This is a genomic window from Brevibacillus sp. MS2.2, assembly GCF_013284345.1.
GTDB classification, from domain to species: domain Bacteria; phylum Bacillota; class Bacilli; order Brevibacillales; family Brevibacillaceae; genus Brevibacillus; species Brevibacillus brevis_C.
The window spans coordinates 113,663-132,368 of record NZ_JABSUZ010000006.1 but is presented as its reverse complement, the minus strand read 5'-3'; the positions used below and the strand labels follow the sequence as shown (position 1 = coordinate 132,368).

At 48.3% G+C, this 18,706-nt stretch carries 19 protein-coding genes and 1 other annotated feature; of the genes, 6 read left to right on the top strand and 13 right to left on the bottom strand.

Annotated features, from left to right (window positions below):
- Positions 1-181: 181 nt before the first annotated feature.
- The 3 genes from HP568_RS07545 to HP568_RS07535 are packed head-to-tail and all read right to left on the bottom strand — an operon-like array spanning position 182 to position 4,046.
- Entirely contained in the window at positions 182-1,045 is an 864-nt protein-coding gene (locus HP568_RS07545; RefSeq protein WP_048032244.1) for an anti-sigma factor family protein, read from the bottom strand.
- Entirely contained in the window at positions 1,045-1,590 is a 546-nt protein-coding gene (locus tag HP568_RS07540; protein WP_012685711.1) for an RNA polymerase sigma factor, read from the bottom strand. Before HP568_RS07540 ends, HP568_RS07545 begins: the two co-directional genes overlap by 1 nt.
- A 53-nt stretch (positions 1,591-1,643) precedes the next feature.
- Positions 1,644-4,046, bottom strand: coding sequence for a DNA internalization-related competence protein ComEC/Rec2 (locus HP568_RS07535; protein ID WP_173628807.1), 2,403 nt, complete (start codon positions 4,044-4,046; stop codon positions 1,644-1,646).
- Between the two features lie 204 nt (positions 4,047-4,250).
- Here HP568_RS07535 and asnB point away from each other — a divergent pair, with 204 nt between their 5' ends.
- The 3 genes from asnB to comER all read left to right on the top strand — a co-directional run bounded on the left by asnB (position 4,251) and on the right by comER (position 7,913).
- The gene (gene asnB / locus HP568_RS07530) at positions 4,251-6,176 is read left to right on the top strand and encodes an asparagine synthase (glutamine-hydrolyzing) (RefSeq protein ID WP_048032242.1); all 1,926 of its coding nucleotides are present in this window, start codon (positions 4,251-4,253) and stop codon (positions 6,174-6,176) included.
- Between the two features lie 118 nt (positions 6,177-6,294).
- Positions 6,295-7,005, top strand: a complete 711-nt coding sequence (locus tag HP568_RS30105; RefSeq protein WP_173628772.1) for a ComEA family DNA-binding protein — start codon at positions 6,295-6,297, stop codon at positions 7,003-7,005.
- Between the two features lie 74 nt (positions 7,006-7,079).
- A complete protein-coding gene (gene comER, locus HP568_RS07520; protein ID WP_173628771.1) occupies positions 7,080-7,913 on the top strand; it encodes a late competence protein ComER in 834 nt (277 codons plus the stop codon).
- Between the two features lie 75 nt (positions 7,914-7,988).
- Here the strand turns inward: comER and leuS are convergent, their stop codons facing one another.
- The 9 genes from leuS to HP568_RS07475 form a co-directional block, all read right to left on the bottom strand.
- Positions 7,989-10,406, bottom strand: coding sequence for a leucine--tRNA ligase (gene leuS / locus HP568_RS07515; RefSeq protein ID WP_173628770.1), 2,418 nt, complete (start codon positions 10,404-10,406; stop codon positions 7,989-7,991).
- Between the two features lie 64 nt (positions 10,407-10,470).
- Positions 10,471-10,715 (bottom strand) — a binding site (T-box leader).
- 39 nt (positions 10,716-10,754) lie between these two features.
- On the bottom strand, positions 10,755-11,504 hold the full coding sequence (locus tag HP568_RS07510) for a class I SAM-dependent DNA methyltransferase (protein WP_173628769.1): 750 nt from the start codon (positions 11,502-11,504) through the stop codon (positions 10,755-10,757).
- Positions 11,505-11,510: 6 nt separating this feature from the next.
- On the bottom strand, positions 11,511-11,867 hold the full coding sequence (rsfS, locus tag HP568_RS07505; RefSeq protein ID WP_047072622.1) for a ribosome silencing factor: 357 nt from the start codon (positions 11,865-11,867) through the stop codon (positions 11,511-11,513).
- Positions 11,867-12,457 carry a bis(5'-nucleosyl)-tetraphosphatase (symmetrical) YqeK gene (yqeK, locus tag HP568_RS07500; RefSeq protein WP_048032237.1) on the bottom strand — a complete coding sequence of 197 codons (591 nt, stop codon included), beginning with the start codon at positions 12,455-12,457 and terminating at the stop codon, positions 11,867-11,869. The genes rsfS and yqeK overlap by 1 nt, the downstream gene beginning before the upstream one ends.
- Positions 12,441-13,034, bottom strand: a complete 594-nt coding sequence (locus HP568_RS07495; RefSeq protein WP_173628768.1) for a nicotinate-nucleotide adenylyltransferase — start codon at positions 13,032-13,034, stop codon at positions 12,441-12,443. Before HP568_RS07495 ends, yqeK begins: the two co-directional genes overlap by 17 nt.
- A 14-nt stretch (positions 13,035-13,048) precedes the next feature.
- Positions 13,049-13,339, bottom strand: a complete 291-nt coding sequence (gene yhbY, locus HP568_RS07490; protein WP_007727776.1) for a ribosome assembly RNA-binding protein YhbY — start codon at positions 13,337-13,339, stop codon at positions 13,049-13,051.
- Positions 13,340-13,368: 29 nt separating this feature from the next.
- Entirely contained in the window at positions 13,369-14,220 is an 852-nt protein-coding gene (locus tag HP568_RS07485; RefSeq protein ID WP_173628767.1) for a shikimate dehydrogenase, read from the bottom strand.
- A gap of 73 nt (positions 14,221-14,293) precedes the next feature.
- Entirely contained in the window at positions 14,294-15,415 is a 1,122-nt protein-coding gene (yqeH, locus tag HP568_RS07480) for a ribosome biogenesis GTPase YqeH (protein WP_048032234.1), read from the bottom strand.
- On the bottom strand, positions 15,412-15,936 hold the full coding sequence (locus tag HP568_RS07475) for a YqeG family HAD IIIA-type phosphatase (RefSeq protein ID WP_012685700.1): 525 nt from the start codon (positions 15,934-15,936) through the stop codon (positions 15,412-15,414). The genes yqeH and HP568_RS07475 overlap by 4 nt, the downstream gene beginning before the upstream one ends.
- A 214-nt stretch (positions 15,937-16,150) precedes the next feature.
- Here HP568_RS07475 and HP568_RS07470 point away from each other — a divergent pair, with 214 nt between their 5' ends.
- From HP568_RS07470 to HP568_RS07460, 3 genes are all read left to right on the top strand, one after another.
- Complete coding sequence (locus HP568_RS07470) at positions 16,151-16,699, top strand: TetR/AcrR family transcriptional regulator (RefSeq protein ID WP_173628766.1); 549 nt, start codon at positions 16,151-16,153, stop codon at positions 16,697-16,699.
- Between the two features lie 106 nt (positions 16,700-16,805).
- On the top strand, positions 16,806-18,023 hold the full coding sequence (locus HP568_RS07465; protein ID WP_173628765.1) for an MFS transporter: 1,218 nt from the start codon (positions 16,806-16,808) through the stop codon (positions 18,021-18,023).
- A complete protein-coding gene (locus HP568_RS07460) occupies positions 18,020-18,466 on the top strand; it encodes a GNAT family N-acetyltransferase (RefSeq protein ID WP_048032231.1) in 447 nt (148 codons plus the stop codon). Before HP568_RS07465 ends, HP568_RS07460 begins: the two co-directional genes overlap by 4 nt.
- A 50-nt stretch (positions 18,467-18,516) precedes the next feature.
- Here the strand turns inward: HP568_RS07460 and HP568_RS07455 are convergent, their stop codons facing one another.
- Complete coding sequence (locus tag HP568_RS07455; RefSeq protein WP_048032230.1) at positions 18,517-18,705, bottom strand: hypothetical protein; 189 nt, start codon at positions 18,703-18,705, stop codon at positions 18,517-18,519.
- Position 18,706: the final 1 nt, after the last annotated feature.

The following is an 18,706-nucleotide window of genomic DNA, read 5'->3' as shown; positions in this document are numbered from 1 at the left end:
AAGCGAAAAAAAACCGCCACCAGTGAATCGGTAGCGGTTTTTTCATCCGTTGGCACCTCTATGTAAACGTTTAGGGAAAAGCCCCGGGATTCCTCCTCCCCAAACGGTAAGCAGGGGGTGCTTGATAATGTACTATACGCAAAATCCCCGCAAGCGGTGCCAGTCCATACGCGGAAAAAAGTTAGTCGTTGTCATTATCTTTATCTTTTTTCTTATCTTTATTTTTTCCCTTGTCTTTCTCCTCTTGCTTGTCCCCGCCGTCGTCCTTATCGTCATTAGCAGGTTCTTTGTCTTCTCTGTCCGGATTCTCTTCCAGTCCGATCGGCCATACCGGTGGCTTATCATCTGTATATACTGGCGTTGGAGGTACTGGCTTCTTTTGTGGTGGCGTCGTATTCGTTTTCTTCGGTGGCGGTGTTTGCTTTTGAACGTTCTTTGCCGGTGGTTTTTTACTCTTCGTCTGAGTAGCCGATCCAGTAGACTTTTTTGTCTTGTCCTCTTCCTCTTTAGAATTCGATGGTATTGGATTATTGCTTGGAGGAGTAGGTGCATCTGGCCCAAGGACTTTGGGTGGTTCCACGACCGCTGGTGTCATATCCGTTCCGTTCTGGAACGAATCGACTTCATGCTTCTTACCATCACCGCCCGAAAACAGCATGCCAACCAATAGGCTTGCAGCGACGGCCGTACTGCCAAGACTAGCCATCCACACTTTCATCCGCTTCCACTTTTTTGATTCCGGCAGTGAAGACGACTCGCGCTTAACTTCCAGAGTGGGCAGGATTTCCTCGTTCACCGTAGATTTCACCGCAGCAGGCTTTGCAGCGGCTGACTCCAGCTTGGGCAGGATAGAATCTACGATGCTGAACGGAGGTACGACAGGGGGCAGATGTTCTAATTGTTGTGACACATCTTTCAAACGGTTGTACATAAGCTGCAGATCAGCATCTTTCTGGATCAAACGCTGGAGCAGTTGCTGCTCTGACTCCAACAGATCTCCATCCAGATCCCGCTGCATGAGTTCAAAAATCTCTTCGTTGGTCATCAACCGATCCCCCCTTTCTGGTAGTCGTACAACAGCTCCTGTAACTGTTGCCTAGCCCGAAATAAATACGACTTTACCGTGTTAAGCGGCAAATCTAGTGCCTCCGCTATTTCTTGATAGGACAAATCCTCTAGATAGCGGAGTACTACAACCATCCGGTATTGCTTTGGCAATCTTCCGATGGCTTCCTGGATGTCATTCGACAGCCCGGTGAGAAGGATTTCTTCTTCTACGTTGTTACGATCAGGAATGATCAACTCGTGCTCGTCAATTGAGACCGTTTCCTTCTTCGCGCGAAATTTATCCATACAGACGTTGCTGACAATGCGTTGTACCCAGGTAGAGAACTTTGCTTTTTCCTGATAGGTATCCAACTTTCGATAAATTCGAATGAGGACTTCCTGGGAGGCATCAAGCGCGTCTTGTTCGTTCCCTAGAATGTAATAAGCGCTTCGGTAAACGGAGGTCTCAATAGATCGAAGCAGTTCGACTAGCGCGTCATGATCCCCGGATTGCGCCATCCTGATCAACTCTGCTTCATGCATATTCTCTTCTCCCCCCTACAGACGGTTCGCTCATTGAAAAAGTTGCAAACAGATTATGTATCCAATATTTGGGCCTGCCAATATAATCCCGCAGGTGTAATCACCAGCGTAATCGCTCCATGAACATCAGTCCTGTACACGACGGAACCCGATTTTTTTAAGCGATGCAGTACTTCGGACGATGGATGCCCGTACCGATTTTTCACCCCGGCAGAGATTACAGCAACTTTTGGTGCTGTAACTGCAAGGAGCTCTTCGTTGCTCGAGGTATTGCTCCCATGATGGGCTACTTTCAAAACATCCACAGATGTCAAACCGTTTTGAACAAGCTGACTTTCCCCATCCTTTTCAATGTCACCCGTAAACAATACAGTCTTGTTGAAAGCCGTTAGCTGGAGTACTACGGAAGCATCATTTCCTGAGAAGGTCGATTCACCCGGGTGCAGCCACATCCACTCGATTCCCGGCCCATCTGACCATGATTGACCCGGGAGCCCGGTTAGTATCGGAACTCCTTCTTGTCGAAAAAGCTGGACAATCTCGCCCTCCAATTTGGAAGGTGCTGTTCCATTCACCAATACCTCTCCAAAAGAAAAATGAGAAATCAGCGATTTTAATCCCCCGATGTGATCCAGATCGCCATGCGTCATGATAACACGATCGATTTTCTCAATTCCTCTGGACATCAGAAACGGCAGAACGACGTCTTTCCCCACCTCAAATGGGTCACGCTTTTCCATCCATGGTTCAGCAGCAGGGAACTGCATTGTCCCACCTGCATCCATTAAGTATACCTTCTGATCACCAATTTCGACAACGATGGAATCCCCTTGTCCGACATCAAGGAAGGTAATTCGCACTTCTTCGACTCCTGAAAACGGCTGTCTAGCCGCTACAATGAACAAGAGAAATATAACGAAAGTAAGCATTATATCACGCTTTCGATGATAGCCAAGCTTCCATAAAATGGGCAGAACGCCTAAAAAGCAGGTATACAAAACAAGCCACCACCACGAAGGATGCGGCCAATATGTGAAGGGGAGCCTCATTTTTTCAATGGCAAACAGCGGGAGATGAATCCATTTCAGCATAGCCGTCGATACCCAAACAGGGATCACGGCCAAAAACGGGTGGACGAAATCGAGGACAACCGCAATATACCCGAACGGTAGTGCTATAGCCGAGAGAATCGGCGTCACTACCAAATTGACCAGCCAAGACACAGGTGAAAACAAATGAAAATGGTAGATGAGAAACGGAAAAGAAACGAGCTGAGCTGACAAAGTAACCGCCACAAGTGTACGAATCCAGACGGGTACCCGAACAAACACTTGCAAGCTGTATGGCACAAAAATAATCAGACCAAGTGTCACCGCAAAGGAAAGCTGAAAACCGACATGCCATAGCTGATATGGATTCACCACCAGCATCAGAATCAGTGCACCTGCCCAGACGTCCTTGCCGTCCAGCCTCTTTCCAAATACTTGACAGAGAAGACCTACACTCCCCATCAGCCCAGATCGGATCGCGGACGCGCTGGCTCCCACCAGAAGCACATACCCGATCAAGAACAAAATCGTTACGACAAACGCCAGTCTGCGTCTGATTCCAATCCGTTCCAAACACCACATAAACATGGAGCTAACCATTGTCACATGCAAACCAGAAATCGCGAGGATATGACTTAAGCCCAAATTCGAATACATGGACGCAAGCTCAGGATTCACCTCTTGTCCAAGACCAAGCAGCAGCGACTTCATGTAACCCGCTATTTCTGGATCTGTAAATAATGCTTCAATTCGCTTGGCACCTGAGTCCTGCCATTCTTGAAAGCTCGCCGTCACAGAAAAAACAGGTGTCATATCAACCGCTTGATAGTTTGTTTCCCCTGTGACATGGACACCTTGCCAATACAAATAGCTGGCGTAGTCGAAGGCATGAGGATTGCGCGCAGAAGCTGGTAAGGATAGTTGGATCGGAGCCACGATCACACTACCACGTCTCCACTGCTCTATTTGTGATGCTTCTTGGAAAGAACCAAGCTTAACACGAAGCGCAATTTTTTCGAGAGACTGATGCTCGTACTGATCAGACTGATTTTCACCCCAGGATGTGATCGTGACAAAAAATCGCGCTACATCCCCGTCCCGTTTCACAGGTGAATCAATGACACCTTCTATCCAAATCCTCTGCTCCTTTTGTGCCAATGGTTTCACTTCTGAGGTGTGGAGATTCTCGTACCCATAAAAAAAGAGACCTGCTAGAATAGTAATCAGTGAGTAGCATGCAACATATTTGCGGTACGGTAACGGGATACAAGCAACGAGTGCCCATGATACGCCTGCAGCCAACAGTAGCCAAGCAGGATGCAAATAGGCGGAGGAAATGAGGCCGATCATCATCACTAAGCTTGCTATCCAAACTGACACTGCAATCCCTCCATCTTGTTCTTTCATGAACCGTTTTGTCGAACGATTCATGGTCTCCTTAGGGAGTATATCTAACCGAATGGGGACAAAAATAGAGAAGAAGAAAGGCTAATTCCCTTGTAGAATCAGCGTTTTCGAGGTCAATTACTGGCACTCATAAGAGATTGCGCTGATTGTCGATACATGATAGAGTTAGCAGGAGCAATCCAGTGAGAGGAAGAGTCATTTCTTATGTGCGGAATCGTATCACTCTATAACAAGCGGCAAAAGCCTGTTCAACAAGAAGCGATTAGTGCAATGACGGGTGTCATCCTGCACCGTGGTCCAGATGACGATGGTTTTCACCTTGAAGACAACATCGCCCTGGGCTTTCGTCGTTTAAGCATCATTGACGTGGAAGGCGGGCATCAACCGCTGTTTAACGAAACACGTGACATCTGGATTATTGGTAACGGTGAAATCTACAATTACAAAGAGTTACAGCAATGGTTAAAGGACATCGGTCACGTTTTCCATACCGATTCTGATATTGAAACCATCCTACACCTTTATGAAGAGGTAGGAACAGATGCACCTAAGCATTTGCGCGGGATGTTTGGCTTTACGATCTACGACTCCCGTAAAAAACGTCTGTTTGGGGCACGCGACCATTTTGGAATCAAGCCTCTCTACTATGTCGAGACGAATGATTCGATCGGGGTTGCCAGCGAGATTAAAAGCTTGCTGGAGCTGCCAGGATTCAAGCGTGAAGTGAATCCAACCGCTTTTTATCACTATTTGACGTTCCAATATGTACCTGATCCTGAAACGATGTTTGCTGGTATTTACCGTATACCGCCTGCACACTCGTTCGTGGTTGAAAACGACCAGATCAAGCTCGAAAGGTACTGGGATGTAGAATTCAAGCCCGATGAAAGCAAGCCGTTCTCTTATTTTGTTGAGGGTACGCGCAGCGTCATGCTCGAATCTGTCGACAAACACCGGATTAGCGAAGTTTCTCGTGGAGCCTTCTTGTCCAGTGGCGTTGACTCTAGCAGTATCGTTGGGATGCTGCGTACATTCGAGCCAGTCAAATCTTTTTCTGTCGGCTCGGATATTCCTGGTTACAGCGAGCTCGATTATGCGAAGCGAACCGCCGCGTATTTGGGATCGGAGCATTTCGAGCGCGTGATAAACGCCAAGCAGTACATGGATGAATTGCCGCGACTGATCTGGCATCAGGACGAACCGGTAGCAGACCCATCTGCCATCCTGCTCTATTTTGTAGCGCAGATGGCGAGTGAGCACGTAACCGTCGTATTGTCCGGTGAAGGTGCAGATGAATTTTTTGGCGGATACAATATTTACAGAGAGCCTCATTCTCTCAAAATGTTTTCCGGGATGCCTGGCTGGATGCGCCAATCCATCGGATACATGGCTGAACGCCTCCCCGATCAGGTAAAAGGGAAAAACTTCCTCATCCGCGGATCGAAAACGGTTGAGCAACGCTTCTTCGGAAACGCACTGATTTTCAGTGAAGAGATGAAAAAGCGTGTCGTCATGGAAGATATAACTCGTTCGGAATCGTATGTATCTCCTTTCACCATTACAGAAGAGATTTACAAACGCGCTTCCGAATATGACGATGTGACCAAGATGCAATACTTGGACATTCACACTTGGCTCAGGGGTAACATTTTAATGAAGGCTGACAAGATGACGATGGCCAATTCTTTGGAGTTGCGAGTGCCTTTCATTGATCTGAAGGTATTTGAATTCGCTGCTACCATTCCAACGAAGTACAAAATTGCCAACGGCACGACCAAGCACGTGCTTCGTGAAGCAATGAAAGACTTCTTACCACCTGAGATCCAAACGAGAAAGAAGCTGGGCTTCCCTGTTCCGACTCGTCATTGGCTCAAAAACGAATTTTACAAATGGGCAAAAGAGATCATTTTCGAATCCAAGGTGGATAATTTGATCAATAAGGCCTATGTGCTGTACATGCTCGATGAACACCGCGAAGGCAATGCGGATTACAGTCGCAAAATCTGGACGATCCTGGTCTTCATGCTGTGGCATCAAATCTTCATTGAGCAAAAGCACAATTTTGAGCCTTATGTCAGCCCGAATGTAGACCTTCGCCGCAAAAAAAATTCGTTGCAGCATATCGGCTAACAGCGAAAACGTAATAAATAGATTTGCAGACCCTCTCTTACTTTTCGTAGCATCGTTTATAGAGAACAAGTTCACTCTATGAACGTTTTGCTATGTAAAGGACGGAGGGTTTTTTGTTATGGTGCTGGAATGGTGGGAGCGTTATCGTCGTTTCATCTTGCTGACTGCGGCTCTTCTGTTTGTCGGTTGCAGCTATTGGTTATATCAACGTGACCAATCGTATAAGACTGACGAACTACCGTTGCATTCTCCTGCATATGCTGCATCGACTGTTGAAACAAAAGAAGGGACAGATGATTCAGCAGCTACTCAACCTGCCAAGCCTGTAAAAGCGACACCGGAAAAGGAAAAAGAAAAGGAACCACTCCCCGCTCCTCTCTATGTCGATGTGAAAGGGCAAGTGAAAAATCCCGGTTTATATCAATTCGAACCAGGTGCGCGTGTCGCAAATGCCCTCGAAAAAGCAGGCGGAGCACTGCCTGATGCTGACCTTGTCCAGATCAATTTGGCAGCGCCGCTCACAGATGGAGCTGCTCTTGTCATCCCGGCTAAAGGGGCAGCCCCGCCAGTCACCGCAACCATTGGCCTCGTACAATCTGCTTCTGCTGCCAGCGTATCCACCACTGGTGCCTCCACAGCCATTAATCTCAACACGGCAACTGTCGAAGAGCTCATGAGCCTTCCCGGGATTGGTGAAGCTCGTGCCAAGGCAATCATAGATTATCGGTCAAAACAAGGGCCATTTCGTTCTGCGGATGACTTGAAACAGATTGAGGGAATTGGCGAGAAGATGTTTGCACGGATAAAGGATCGGCTGGTGGTACCATGAGTGTTCAGCATCCGGTCATGATCATAGGCACTCCTACATAGAATGAGAAAAGAATATTGGAGGGAGGTATGCCCATGAATAGAATCGGGTTCATTGGTACGGGCAGCATGGGCAGTATCTTGATTGAATCATTGCTGTCAGCCAAGGCGCTGACCCCTGGTCATGTCATTATTAGCAACAGAACCCTTTCGAAGGCGCAGCAACTGGCAGAAAAACATCCCGGGCTCATTGTCGCGCACAGCAATGCCGATTTGGTCAAAGAAGCTACAACGATCGTGCTGTGCGTCAAGCCGCTGGAATATAGCGTGATGCTGGAACAAATTACTCCTGCCTTAACGCCAGACCACCTGTTGATTACGATCACCAGTCCGATCAAGCTTGCGGATTTGGAGTCTCACGTTCCTTGTGCGGTTGCAAGAGTCGTTCCTTCTATAACAAATGCCGTAATGAGTGGTGTCAGCTTATGTGAATTCGGATCACGAATCCAAGAGGAACAACGTCAATTTATACGAAGTCTGTTTGCGCACATTAGCTCCCCTGTTGAGATTTCGGAGCCTTTTTTACGAATTACTTCTGACATTGTCAGTTGTGGGCCAGCATTTATCAGCTATATTTTGCAGCAAATGATTCAAGACGCTGTTGAAGAAACAAGCATTTCCACAGAAGCTGCTACTTACATGACCACGCAAATGTTAATTGGAATGGCAGATCTTTTACGCGAAGAAGCATTCACCCTCCCTACTCTGCAAAAGAGAGTCTGCGTGCCCGGAGGAATTACCGGGGAAGGTCTGATTCCTTTGCAAGACGGTATTCCTGGTCTTTTCGCCCAAGTATTTCGTCGCACACAAGCAAAGTTTGCCGAGGACCAGGAACTGGTTGCACGAAATTTGAGCAATCAGCCGCATTAGCGCACTTACGAAAAAAGGAGTGGATACCTGTCACTCACAGGCTCCACTCCTCTTCTCATTTCTTGCCGTCTTTTCTTAACGAATGACAATATTCACCAGTTTACCTGGAACAGCGATGACTTTGACGATCGTTTTTCCTTCGATCAGCTCTTTAATCATCTCGTTGTTCTTCGCCATCTCTTCCATCTGTTCTTTCGTCGAATCAGAAGCGATGAGCAGCTTTTCTTTGTTTTTGCCGTTAATTTGCAGGACGATTTCTACCTCGTCTTCAACCAGCTTCGCTTCGTCATACGTTGGCCATGCTGCATATGCCAGGCTCTCGCTGTGACCCAGTTTTTCCCACAGCTCTTCACCCAAGTGCGGAGCGATTGGAGACAGCATTTTTACAAAGTCCTCCATGAATTTCTTCGGCAGAACTTCTGCTTTGTACGCTTCGTTTACGAATACCATCAACTGAGAGATACCTGTATTGAAACGCAGGCCCTCGTAGTCTTCTGTTACTTTTTTCACCGTTTGGTGGTACACGCGCTCCATGCCAGCCACGTTGGAGGTTTCCACGATTTTTTCGTTCAGCTCACCGTTGTCGCCCACAAACAGACGATATACGCGATCCAGGAAGCGGCGTGCTCCATCCAAGCCTTTTGTCGACCAAGCGATCGAAGCATCCAGTGGTCCCATGAACATTTCGTACATACGCAGTGTATCGGCACCATGACTGTTGATGATATCGTCTGGGTTTACGACGTTACCTTTGGACTTACTCATTTTCTCGTTGTTTTCACCCAGAATCATTCCTTGGTTAAACAGCTTTTGGAATGGTTCCTTGGTTGGTACGACACCGATATCGTACAGGAACTTGTGCCAGAAACGAGAGTAGAGCAAGTGCAGCACCGCGTGCTCTGCACCACCAATGTAAATGTCGATAGGCAGCCATTCTTTCAGTTTGTCTGGATCAGCCAATGCCTTGTCATTGTGTGGATCGATGAAGCGTAGGAAGTACCAGCAGCTACCCGCCCATTGTGGCATCGTGTTGGTCTCACGACGTGCTTTCATACCTGTTTCCGGATCGATAGTGTTTACCCACTCCGCGATGTTTGCCAATGGCGATTCACCTGTACCGGATGGTTTGATTTCTTTTGTTTTCGGCAATACGATTGGCAGTTCGGATTCTGGAACGACTTTCATCGTGCCGTCTTCCAGATGGAGAATCGGAATTGGTTCACCCCAGTAGCGTTGACGGCTAAACAGCCAGTCGCGCAGACGGTACGTTACTTTGCGATTTCCTTTGCCTTCCGCTTCCAGCCACTCGATCATTTTGCTGATAGCCTCTTCTTTGTTCAAACCATCGAGCATGCCGGAGTTGATGTGCTCTCCGTCGCCTGCATACGCTTCTTTGGAGATATCTCCGCCAGCGATTACTTGCTTGATTGGCAGATCGAATGTTTTCGCGAACTCATAATCGCGTTCATCGTGCGCTGGAACCGCCATAATGGAGCCTGTTCCGTAGCTGATCAGCACGTAATCCGCAATCCAGATTGGCAGACGCTCGCCGTTAACCGGGTTGATTGCATACGCTCCGGTAAATACTCCTGTCTTTTCTTTCGCCAGATCGGTACGCTCCAGATCGCTCTTGCGCTTTGCTTGATCCAGGTATGCTTCCACTGCTTCCTTTTGAGCTGGTACCGTAATTTGCTCAACCAGCTTGTGCTCAGGAGCCAGCACAGCATAAGTTGCTCCGTAGAGCGTGTCTGGACGAGTCGTAAAGACGGTAAAGGATTCGTCATGACCTTCGATACCAAAGGTTACTTCTGCCCCTTCAGAACGACCGATCCAATTGCGTTGCATTTCCTTGATGCTCTCTGGCCAATCCAGTTCATCCAGGTCAGCGAGCAGTCTTTCCGCATACGCAGTAATTTTCAAGACCCATTGCTTCATTGGGCGGCGTTCTACTGGGTGTCCGCCGCGCTCACTTTTTCCGTCAATAACTTCTTCGTTCGCCAAAACTGTTCCCAAAGCAGGGCACCAGTTTACAGCTACCTCGTCAATGTAAGCCAAACCGTGCTCATACAGCTTCGTAAAAATCCATTGTGTCCACTTGTAGTAATTCTGATCGGTCGTATTGATTTCACGATCCCAATCGTAGGAAAATCCGAGTGACTTAATTTGGCGACGGAAGGTGTTGATATTGTGCTCGGTGAATTCTGCCGGATCGTTTCCTGTATCGAGCGCGTATTGCTCCGCTGGCAAACCAAACGCATCCCAACCCATTGGGTGGAGAACGTTGTAACCTTGCATCCGCTTCATGCGGGATAATATATCAGTAGCCGTATAGCCTTCCGGATGTCCTACGTGCAGGCCAGCTCCAGATGGATACGGGAACATGTCGAGTGCATAAAACTTTTTCTTACCCTCATCCTCGGAGGTTTTGAAGGTCTTGTTCTGCTCCCAATATTGCTGCCACTTCTTTTCGACATTTTGATGACTGAATACCATGGTAAAGCACTCCCATCTTAAAATAGGTGAAAACAAAAAACCTCACATCCCAGATCGCTATTGCGAAAGGGACGAGAGGTTGTTTACATTCCCGCGGTACCACCCAGATTGGCAAATGACAAGCATTCACCCACTTGTTTCATCCGTATCGGGGATAAGCCGCTCACCCTTACACAGTCATTGCTTGAACGACCTTGGGGGCAAGTGCTGGGAGGTGAGTTCAGATAGATCCGGGTTGACTTGCACCATCCGTCAACTCTCTGTGAATGCTCGAATCCTATTCCTACTATTCCTCTTAAACGCGTCGAAATCTGTAGTTATAACGCCATTATAGTCAATCCGAACCAATCATGTCAAACTTTTCGGCTTGAGGGCTGAAAAAAATAGGCGCTCACTCGCTTCTTGTGGCGGCATATCCGAGTAATCAGCGGTGATGACAATGTCTGTGAAGCCAGCATCTGTCAGCCAGCGCATCAGTTGGACAGGCTGGTAAGCCCGTTGCCAATGCTCTTCTTCCATCCGCTCGTACAATCCGTTTGGCTGACGAATGAAAAACGTTAGCTGATGCTCTACCTCCAGTCGCAGCGGGTCGCAAAAACATTGCCAAATGTACGAAACTTCATCTTCTACATGTGTGAACGTCTCGTCTCCGAAGATGTGAAGCATCTTGTACGGACTGTGCACATCAAACAGAAAGCTCCCACCAGGGGCGAGATGAGCGAAAACGCGCTTGAACGTTTCCTGCACATCCGCTTCCTCTGTAAGATAGCTCAAGGAATCACACAAAGAGATGACCGCATCGGCTTCGGGCAAGGACAGCTCCCGCATATCCTGCTCCACCCACGCTACTTCTACTTGCTCCTGCCTCATTTTGTCATAGGCGATTGCAAGCATTTCTGTTGAGAGATCCACTCCAGTAACACGGTATCCCCGCTTGGCGAGTGGGATCGCAATCGTGCCAGTCCCACAGCCAAGATCAATGACCCGCACAGGCTTCTCTCCCTTTGTCCATTGACGCTCAACCCAATCGAGCCACTGGTCATAAGGAGTATCCGCCATCAGCCTGTCATATACAGCGGCCATATGTGCGTATGCCATCTGTCTTTACCCTTGCGCGCTGAAGGAAACTTCCTCTGCGTCCTTCCACAGGCGCTCCAGGTTGTAAAACTCGCGATCTTCGCGATGGAAAACGTGAATGACGATATCGCCCAGATCAACCAGTACCCAGCGACCTTCATCCGCTCCCTCGATACCGCGGACGTCAAAGCCGTTTTTGTGGGCTTGGTCACGGATTTCGCGAACAATTGCCTGTACTTGACGCTCGTTGTTTCCGTGGCAAATCATGAAATAGTCTGCGATCACGGACAGCTTTTTAATATCGAGCACCTTCAAGTTCTCTGCTTTCTTGTCCTCTGCCGCCTTCACAACCAACTGGGCCAAATCTTCTACTGTTTTAACCATTAAAACCCTCCTTCTCTCCCTTTGCGGGAAACCAAATCGTTATATGCCGTCAATGTCAGCGGAAAAACCGTCTTTTGCTTCTCTATCAAAAATTGAATTGTGCCTCCCAAGGCGAGTGCCAGGGCGGCATCCAAATCATGCATGGCTTTGGCGCGAATAAAATCGACACCAGGGTAAACCCGGTTTGGTTCTATATAGTCTGCCACACAGACGACTTTTTCTAACAGGGACATGCCAGCCCGACCCGTTGTATGGTAGCGAACAGCTTGTAAAATATCTGCATCCGTTACATCAAGGTCAGTCTGGATCACAATGGCTGCTGCAAAGGCGTGCCACAGCTCCTTTTCCCCTTCCAAAAGCTCTGTAGGCATATCGTGACGAACGAGAATCTCGAACATTTTTTCCACAGGCCAGCACTTACAGTAATCGTGCAACAGTCCAGCAAGCTCGGCTTTGTCAGGATCAGCCCCGAACCTCTCTGCCAGCTCGCGAGCCGACGCAGCCACCCCCAGCGTGTGATTGTAGCGTTTTTCATGCATTTGTTGCCGTACGCGAACGAGAAGCTCTTCCCGATTATCCAAAAGTCTCATAGATTCGGTTCTCCTTTATATAGCGCTCCACGGCATCAGGTACAAGATAACGGATGCTTTTCCTGGCAGCTACCTTCTCGCGAATCATCGTGGAGGAAATGTCCCAAACAGGCATCTCCACAACTGTGACGTCCTCGCTCGATTTCAGGTCCAGTTCGGTTCCCGGCCTCGCTAGACCTATAAAGCGTACCATATGAATCAGCTCTTGGTACTGGTACCATTTGGGCAAGATTTTCACCATATCTCCTCCCATGATAAAGGAAAACCGGCAATCCGGGAACTGCCTGATGAGCTGAACCATCGTATCATAGGTGTACGATGGACCTTCTCTTGCGAACTCCACATCTGTTACACGAAACACCTCGTGATCAGACACGGCGAGCTGAACCATTTGCAAGCGATGTTGCGCCAGCGTCAGACTCTCTCTCTTTTTATGCGGTGGAACATGTGTAGGCATAAACCAGACTTCATCCAGACCCGCTTGCTCTCTGGCTTGTTCAGCCGCCAGCAAGTGCCCGCAATGAATCGGGTCAAACGTTCCTCCCATGATCCCTACTTGCTTGATTGGCTGTCTCATCGCATGCAGGTCAATTATGGCAGCTTGATCGTCTTGTTCTCCCGGGACTCTTTGTACAAGACAACCGTATGGCCAATCAACTGCACAAGCTCTGCTCCAGCACCTGCTGCCAGATCTTCTGCCACTTGATGTTTATCGTCATTATTGTTTTGCAAAATCGCTACCTTGATCAATTCACGTACTTCCAACGCTTCTTTGATCTGCGTAATCATGTTTTCGTTTACGCCGCCTTTTCCTACTTGGAAAATGGGGGTGAGATGATGTGCTTCTGCGCGCAAAAAGCGCTTTTGCTTGCCGGTCAACATCGGCAATGCCTCCTTTTACATCCTGCCTATCAGGTTGTTTTCTTTAATTGTTGCAAGACGACCTCACGCATAACCCTAGTTGGTGCTCGTTCGCCCGTCCACAGCTCGAAAGCCAGTGCACCTTGATTCACGAACATGCCGATTCCGGAATGAACAGTAGCACCAATGGCACGCGCTTCTTTGAGCAGACGCGTTTCGAGCGGGTTATAAATCAGATCGCTAACGGTTAAATCTGAATGAAGCCACTCTGCTGGCACAGGTGTCTCCTGTACGTTTGGCAGCATTCCGATCGATGTCGTATTAATCAACAGCGAAGAGTCTGTGATAGCATCTGCCCCTTCGCCCTGTTCTACGATTTTCGTAGGTACAATCGTCCCGACATGCTCAGCCAATACTGCGGCTCTTTCCCGGGAACGATTGATGATGCGAATTTCCTTGACTCCTTGTTCAGCCAAGGTAAACGCCACTGCACGAGCAGCGCCTCCAGCCCCTACCATGGTGACCACTTGCTTTTCAAGAACGATTCCCGTCTCTTCCACAAGCGAACGAACATAGCCCATGCCATCTGTGTTGTAGCCAATCAAGCGTCCATCACGAGAAACGACGGTATTGACAGCCCCGATTCGTTTGGCAAGCGGATCGATTTCATCCAGCATCGGCATGATAGCGACTTTGTGGGGGATCGTGACGTTAATCCCTTTCAAGCCTAAGGCGCGAATACCTGCGACGGCATCTTCCAGATTTTCCGGTTCAACATCGAACGCAGCATAGGCAAACCCCAACCCGGTCTCTGAAAAAGCTGTATTGTGCATCATCGGTGATTGCGAGTGGGAAACTGGATGTCCAAACAGGCCAACCAGTTGTGTTTTGCTTGTAATCATGGAGCTTTTCCTCCCCGACGTCTCTCTATAGCATATGGCAAGGGCAAGGCTAACTCGACTTTTCTTGCTTAAGCTAGATCAGCCCTTTGCGCATCCCAACACTAACGCCTTTAGGTGCATGCACGACAACACTCGCTTCGTGTTTTCCTTGGATGCTGACCCAGCCCAAACCGGAAATCACGATGTCAGTCGTCGTGGTGGACTTGTTGATTTTAAAGGTGTGCTTCACAAATGGTGGAAGTGCTTTCGCAGCTTCCTCCCCTGTTGGGGGTACCAGCAGGGTTCCATGGTGCTTTTGCATCACCTCGTCTGCTTTCTCCAGCTTCGTCCGGTGGATGTACAGGTCGTTGTCGGCATAGATGATGAACGGCTGTCTCTCTCCGCGTACGAAGTCGATACGGGCTAAACCACCCAAAAAGAGTGATTGTCCATCATCGAGCTGATACACCTTGGAGTTGATCCGGCTGGTTGGGGTAATCTTTCTCAGATCAGTCGGGGATACCATATGCCCAATCTGATCGCGATTAATGATTCCCGGCGTATCAAAAATGGAGCGGCCATCCTCGAGCGGAATCTCGATTTTGTCCAGTGTCGTACCAGGGAATGGCGAAGTCGTAATCTCAAGCTCAGCCGCACCGTAGTCATGCAAGATGCGGTTGATCATAGTCGACTTTCCTACGTTGGTCACACCGACAATATAAACATCTCGACCTTTGCGCAGCTCTCCAATGCGATTCAACAGTTCATCGATATGAAGTCCTTTTTGCGCGCTGATGAGTACGACATCCTCTGGGCGCAGTCCGCGTTCTTTTGCTTCGTGCTGCATCCAGTTGCGCACGCGGTTCAGGTTGATGTTTCTCGGCAACAGATCGACCTTGTTACCCACGAGCAAAATCGGATTTTTCCCGACAAAACGTGGCAAACCCTTGAGCCAAGAGCCTTGGAAGTCAAAAATATCGACTACCATTACGACAAGAGACTCCGTAGAACCGATGCCATCCAAAATCTTGAGGAAATCGTCATCGCCCATTCCTACGGGAGCTACTTCATTATAATGCTTGATGCGATAACAACGCTGGCAAATGACTACCTTTCTGCCAAGCGCGGATTCAGGTGCATAGCCAGGCTTTTTTGCATCTGCTGTCTGAATGGCAATCCCACATCCAGCACAAGAGCCATGCATTTGTTCCGTCATGCTTTTCTCCTCCACGAAACCATTCCTTTCCTCTCCATCCAAATAAGGGCCACACGCTCCATCTGACGATTAAAGCGGGTCCAAAAACCATCCGTCTGGGCTACAGGAACAACCAGGATCGTATGAAATCCTAATCGATTTCCTCCCAGCACATCGGTAAACAATTGATCGCCAATGACAACAGTCTCAGCGATGGTTACATTCATCTGCCGCACTGCCTGCAAAAAAGCACGGTTTGTCGGCTTTTTGGCCGCATAAATAAACCCGAGATTTAAGGGGGCACAGAAGCGGTCTACACGCTCCTTGTTGTTGTTGGAGACAACAGTGACCTGTATGCCTGCCTCATGCATGCGAGCAAGCCAGTTGATGACCTCCTCGGTTGCATGTGGCCTGTCCCATTCCACCAAGGTATTATCCAAGTCTGTAATCACCGCACGGATGTTATTTCGTTTCAATTGATCTATGTCAATGTGATGGATTGATTCGACGAACTGACTAGGCATCAGCTTCTCTAAAAACACGGGGCACCTCCAAATGATGTGAAGCAATCAACCGCGATTTCGGCACCTACTATACCATAATCGACCACTTGGTTGCAAAACAAAAAGCATGATCACCACTTGCATTGCTCTGTCATCCTGTGTAAAATAGCGTTACAGAGAAAACTATTTTTGTTTTTACAGTTTTCTATTCCGTTGTTTTGGCTGGGGGTCGATTGCAATTAAAAACCGGATCATGAAAGGTTTTATTGAAGAGATTCGCGATAAAGGCATGAAATTTTCCATGGATGACTTGGCGAAGCGGCTCGGGATCAGCAAACGCACGTTATACGAGCACTTCTCATCCAAGGTAGAAATTCTGGAAACAATCATTCAGCAGTCCTTTGAAGAGGGCGATGAAAAAACACAGCAAATTCTCGCAGACGACAGTCTCTCTCTTATCGATAAAATCAAAGGCGTCATGATGGTTTTACCGACACACTATGAATTTTATGATTTGCGCATCCTCGAACAGATGAAGCGATATTATCCTGAGCAATATGCCCAGGTCGAGGCTTCTTTATCCGAGGATTGGCAGACGCTTCGCGTACTCATCGAACAGGGGATTCGAGAAGGACAAATCGTCAATATGAACGTTACACTCATGTTGAAGGTGATTGTCGATGCCCTTAATTCCACACTTGATCTGCGCTTTTACACGAAAAACCAGATTACAGTCTCAGAGGCGCTTTCCGCCATCGTAGATGTCCTCTTGTTCGGACTGGTACCAGCGGATAAAAGGTAACATTGACTCGTGGTCATTCCACTAACTTTGGAAAGACCACGATATCGCTATTTGCAAGAAAACCGATAAAACAAAAATAGTTTTTATAGTAAAGAGGTGTTCCATCATGTCCATTTTTACACAAATGACCAAACAACAACGAATAGGACTCTTGTTTGTCATTCTGATCCTTTTCATCGACATGCTGCTATACAGCTTGTTGATTCCGATTGTTCCTTATTTTACGGAAATGCTTGCGCCCTCCTCCACCATGATGGGCGTACTGTTTAGCAGCTATGCCGTCGCGATGCTCATTGCCACCCCTATTTTCGGGCCGATATCCGATCGGATCGGCAGACGGACCATGCTTTTGATCGGCTTGCTCGGTCTCGCCGCGTCCACGTTATTGTTTGCTTTCGCTGAGACAATGGCCTTGCTGATTACCGCTCGTTTTGTTCAAGGTATTGCTGCTGCGGCTACATGGCCAACTGCCCTTGCCCTCTTGGCGGATTTGTTCCCATCCAAAATGCGCGGAGCTGTTATGGGAATTGCATTGACGGCGATTTCGACCGGTACATTACTTGGAGCGCCGATTGGCGGATGGTTGTTTGAAATCAGTGACCATCGCATGCCTTTCCTGGCAGCAGCAACCTTTACCGTGATCAACATTGTGCTGGTCTACTTGTTCTTGAAGGAAGACACGACGAGAACTGTCAGTGAAAAGCTTCATGTCGGTGGATTCATCCGCAATCCACAAGTCATCTTTATCGCTGGAATCGTATTGCTGGCTGAGATTTCCCTTTGTTTGCTGGAACCGACGTTGCCCGTATTTTTTACAGAGAAACTCAGCATGACACCGACAACGATTGGTCTTTTGTTTGGGGTCATGACACTCGCATACGGACTGATCGCGCCAGTTGCCGGCTCCCTTTCCAGCCGCATGAATCCGTATAAGCTCATGTTTGGCGGAATTATTACGCTGGCTGTGTTTCTGCCACTTTTGGCGTGGGCGGACTCCCTCTGGCAGGCAATGCTCGCAATGGCCTTGGTTGGGGCTAGTATTGGTTTTACCTTATCGCCAACCTTGAGTACGTTGGGGGCCATCATTGACCAAGGAGGAAGCGGCGCATACGGCACGGCGTACTCTCTCTTTAATATGTTTCACGGAATCGGAATGGTTGCAGGCCCGCTCGCAGGGGGAATTTTGACGGATTTACTACCTGTGTCCTCTGCCCTCCTAATCGTGGCAGCGTCCATCCTTGGCTTTGGCATTTTACTTTTTGTCCAATTAAAAGCAAGCAAATCCGCCCGTCTTTACACGAATGAAAGCGAGATGAAATTGTGAGTTTGTCTATTCGTGAAATTACGAAAGAAAATTGGCGCCACATTGCCTGCTTGACTGTAACGGAAGGTCAACAGGCCTTCATCGAGAGCAACGCTTTTTCCATCGCCCAATCGGGTTTTGAACCGGAATGGATATCATGCGGTCTGTATGACAAGGACATCGCTGTCGGTTATGCCATGCACGGAATAGAAATAGAGAATGGCCGAATTTGGCTGGATCGCTTTATGCTTGATGGTCACCATCAGGGTAAGGGGTACGCCAAAAAGTTTCTGCACATGCTCGTTGAAGAAATGTACAGACGCTACAGTTGTACGCGCATTTACTTGAGCATTCATCCCGAAAACGAGTTCGCTCGCAAGCTGTATGAGTCTTTCGGCTTTACCTCAAATGGCGAAATGGATGGACCGGAGGAAGTGATGGTCCTCGACCTGACAAATGAATAGAACAGGCACCTCCTAGTCGGTACTGACGAAGGGGGTGCCTCTTTTTGTCGCTATCGTTGACTTTTACGTGCTTCCATCAGTCGCTTGACCTTCTCTGTCGGAGTCCAGCATTGGAAGCGATAGTCCGGACGCGTCTCATAAGTTAAACGAGAACATCGATAGCTGACTCCTCCCGTACCTTTCTCCACGCGAAAATGAATACAGGTCGCACAGCAATGAAAGGCATTCTCTGTCTCCACC